The following is a 3538-nucleotide window of genomic DNA, read 5'->3' on the forward strand; positions in this document are numbered from 1 at the left end:
CCTGGCCGACCCCCGCGCGGCCCTCGCCGCGATCGACGCGGCCGGGTTCGTGGTGAGCATCGAGCTGCGCCGGAGCGAGATCAGCGACCGCGCCGACGTGGTCCTGCCGGTCGCGCCCGTGGCCGAGAAGGCCGGCACCTTCCTCACCTGGGAGGGCCGCGAGCGACCCTTCGCCGCCGCGCTGACCCGCAGTGACGCCCTCCCCGACCACCGGGTCCTGAACGCTCTCGCCGAGGAGATGGGCGCCTGGTTCGGCCTCACCGACGTCGAGTCCGTCCGGCGAGAACTGGCGACCGTGAGCGAGACCCTGGGCCCGCGGGCGCCCGTCGGTGGGACGGTCGGGGGGGCGCGCGAGGAGGAGGCCACGACCGCGACGACGACGAGGTCGGCTCGCCCGGACCGGGACCGGATCCCCGAGCCCGCCGCCGGGCAGGCCGTCCTGGCCACCTGGCGGATGCTGCTGGACTCGGGGCGGATGCAGGACGGCGAACCGCACCTGGCCGGGACGGCCAGGACCCCCGTGGCCAGGCTCTCCGCGGCCACAGTCCTCGAGGTCGGCGCCTCGGACGGCGAACCGGTGACGGTCTCCACGGACAGCGGGTCCATCACGCTGCCCTGCGCGGTCACCGAGATGCCCGATCGCGTGGTGTGGCTACCGCAGAACTCACCCGGGTCGACCGTCAACGCCACGCTCGCCGCGGCTGCGGGGGACGTCGTCCGGATCGGCGCCGGGGAGGTGGCCCCGTGACCTCGGACGGATACTCGGACCTGTCCGCCTTCGGCATCGACCCCTGGTGGCTGATGCTGATCAAGGTGCTCGCCGTCTTCGTGTTCCTCGTGGTGACGGTGCTCGCCGCGATCTACCTCGAGCGCAAGGTCATCGCCTGGATGCAGATGCGCGTCGGACCCAACCGGGTCGGTCCGCTGGGCATGCTGCAGAGCCTCGCCGACGGCGTCAAGATCGCCCTCAAGGAGGGACTGATCCCCGCGGGGGTCGACAAGCCGATCTTTCTGCTCGCCCCGGTCATCGCGGTGATCCCGGCGTTCATGGCGTTCGCCGTGATCCCCTTCGGGCCCGAGGTCTCGATCTTCGGGTACCGGACGCCGCTGCAACTCACCGACCTGAACGTGGGAGTGCTCTACATCCTGGCCGTCACCTCGATCGGCGTGTACGGCATCGTGCTGGCCGGGTGGTCCTCCGGCTCCACCTATCCCCTGCTCGGTGGGCTGCGGTCCACGGCGCAGGTGATCAGCTACGAGATCGCCATGGCCCTGTCCTTCGTCGGTGTGTTCCTGTTCGCCGGGACCATGTCGACCTCGGGGATCGTCGCCGCTCAGTCCGAGGTCTGGTTCGTGTTCCTACTGGCGCCCTCGTTCCTCATCTATGTGATCTCCATGGTCGGCGAGACCAACCGGGCGCCCTTCGACCTCCCCGAGGCCGAGGGCGAACTGGTCGGGGGATTCCACACCGAGTACTCGTCGCTGCGGTTCGCCATGTTCATGCTGGCCGAGTACGTCAACATGACCACGGTCTCGGCCCTGGCGGCCACCCTGTTCCTCGGCGGCTGGCAGGCCCCGCTGCCGTTCTCCCTGATCGACGGCGCGGACTCCGGGTGGTGGGCGCTGTTGTGGTTCGTGATCAAGGTGTGGGGCTTCATGTTCCTGTTCATCTGGCTGCGCGCCACCCTGCCGAGGCTGCGCTACGACCAGTTCATGGGCTTCGGCTGGAAGGTGCTCATCCCCGTCTCCCTGGCATGGGTGATGGCCGTCGCGAGCATCCGGGCGTTCTCGAACGCCGGCTACGACGGTCTGACCATCGCGCTGGTGACCGCCGGCGTGATCGCCGCTGCCGTGATCGTGATCGCGCTGCGCGCCCGGATCGGTCCCCGCCCCCGCCGCGAGGACGCCCTCGACCCGGCGCCCTTCGACCCGGTGGCGGGCGGGTTCCCCGTCCCGCCGCTGCCCCACCAGCGCGCGGCGTTGGCCCGGCCCACTGCACCACCCCGGCGCACGCCCTCGCCCGAGAACACCGCATCACCCCAGCGCACCGCATCGGAGGAGGGCCGCAATGCCTAGGGTTCCGAGGATCCTCGAGCCGATCGCCGGGTTCGGTGTGACGTTCGCGACGATGTTCCGCAAGAAGCACACCGAGCAGTACCCGGAGGAGAGGGTCCCCACCGCTCCCCGCTACCACGGCCGCCACCAGCTCAACCGTTATGCCGACGGCCTCGAGAAGTGCATCGGTTGCGAGCTGTGCGCGTGGGCCTGCCCGGCGGACGCGATCTTCGTGGAGGGCGCCGACAACACCGAGGACGAGCGCTACTCCCCGGGCGAGCGCTACGGGCGGATCTACCAGATCAACTACCTGCGCTGCATCGGGTGCGGCCTCTGCGTGGAGGCCTGCCCGACCCGCGCGCTGACCATGACCAACGAGTACGAGATGGTCGGCGACGACCGGGCCGGACTCATCTACGAGAAGCAGGACCTGCTGGGGCCGATGCTCGACGGGATGGTCCCCGCCCCGCACGACATGGCCCCGGGCACGACGCACGCCGACTACTACCGCGGCGACGTCCTCCGCGCGGCGCAGAGCGCACCCCACGGGGCGGCACCGGGCGAGGCCGCCCCGCCGACCCAGGGTGCGCCCACACACGGGGACGGGTCCTGATGGCCGGGGCGCCGGTGTCCACCGGGGAGTCGGTCCTGTTCTGGGTGCTGGCGGTCGTCGTCGTCGTCGGCGCACTCGGGGTGGTCTCCGCCAAGAAGGCGGTCTACTCCGCCTTGTGCCTGGCCATGACGATGGTCGCCCTGGCCGTGCTGTACATGGCGCAGGGTGCGGTGTTCCTGGGCGTCGGCCAGATCGTCGTCTACACCGGCGCGGTGATGATGCTGTTCCTGTTCGTGGTGATGCTCATCGGCGTGGAGTCCTCGGAGTCCCTGGTGGAGCGGATCCGCGGACACCGCGTGGCCGCGATCGTCGCCGGTCTCGGCTTCGGGGTCCTCCTGGCGACCGGCCTCGCCCGCGCGGAGCTGCCCCCCTTCACCGGCTTCGGCGCCGACCACAACGACGTGCCCGCCCTGGCCGAGCTGCTGTTCACCCGCCACGTGTGGGCGTTCGAACTCACCGGGGTGCTGCTGATCATCGCCACCCTGGGCGCCATGGTGCTGGCGCACCGCGAACGATTCTCCGGCCGCCGGACCCAGCGCGAGATGTCCGAGCAGCGCTTCCTGGACTGGCAGCACGACGGCCACGCCCGCGTGACGCCGCTGCCCAGCCCCGGCGTGTACGCGCGGCGCAACTCCGCCGACATGCCGGCCCGGCTGCCCGACGGCTCGGACTCCACCGACTCGGTGAGCGAGGTCCTTCGCCGGCACGGCGGCGGCAGGGAACTGGGACCCGGAGACGATCCGGGGGCCGGCGGTACGGCGGGACCTGCCGAGGGGGGACGACCGTGAACCCGGAGAACTACCTCTACCTCTCGGCCGTACTGTTCACCATCGGCGCGGCCGGGTTCCTGCTGCGGCGCAACGCGATCGT

4 protein-coding genes and 1 pseudogene are annotated in these 3538 nt (G+C 71.1%); all 5 read left to right on the forward strand.

Translation table 11 applies throughout. The annotated features are described in order from the left end of the window. Window positions 1-748 (forward strand): molybdopterin dinucleotide binding domain-containing protein (locus G6028_RS03395; RefSeq protein ID WP_277817564.1); only part of this gene is annotated, 748 nt, incomplete at its 5' end. Beyond that, window positions 745-2076, forward strand: a complete 1332-nt coding sequence (nuoH, locus tag G6028_RS03400) for an NADH-quinone oxidoreductase subunit NuoH (protein ID WP_182658042.1) — start codon at window positions 745-747, stop codon at window positions 2074-2076. The genes G6028_RS03395 and nuoH, both read left to right, overlap by 4 nt. Continuing rightward, the gene (nuoI, locus tag G6028_RS03405) at window positions 2069-2668 is read left to right on the forward strand and encodes an NADH-quinone oxidoreductase subunit NuoI (RefSeq protein ID WP_182658043.1); all 600 of its coding nucleotides are present in this window, start codon (window positions 2069-2071) and stop codon (window positions 2666-2668) included. Before nuoH ends, nuoI begins: the two co-directional genes overlap by 8 nt. Next, window positions 2668-3456: an NADH-quinone oxidoreductase subunit J gene (locus G6028_RS03410; protein ID WP_182658044.1), complete on the forward strand. Its 789-nt coding sequence runs from the start codon at window positions 2668-2670 to the stop codon at window positions 3454-3456. The genes nuoI and G6028_RS03410 overlap by 1 nt, the downstream gene beginning before the upstream one ends. Further along, window positions 3453-3538 (forward strand): annotated as a pseudogene (locus tag G6028_RS03415) (NADH-quinone oxidoreductase subunit NuoK); the annotation flags it as partial. The gene G6028_RS03410 and the pseudogene G6028_RS03415, both read left to right, overlap by 4 nt.

Origin of the sequence: Dietzia cercidiphylli (assembly GCF_014145145.1) — a bacterium.
Lineage (GTDB): Bacteria > Actinomycetota > Actinomycetes > Mycobacteriales > Mycobacteriaceae > Dietzia > Dietzia natronolimnaea.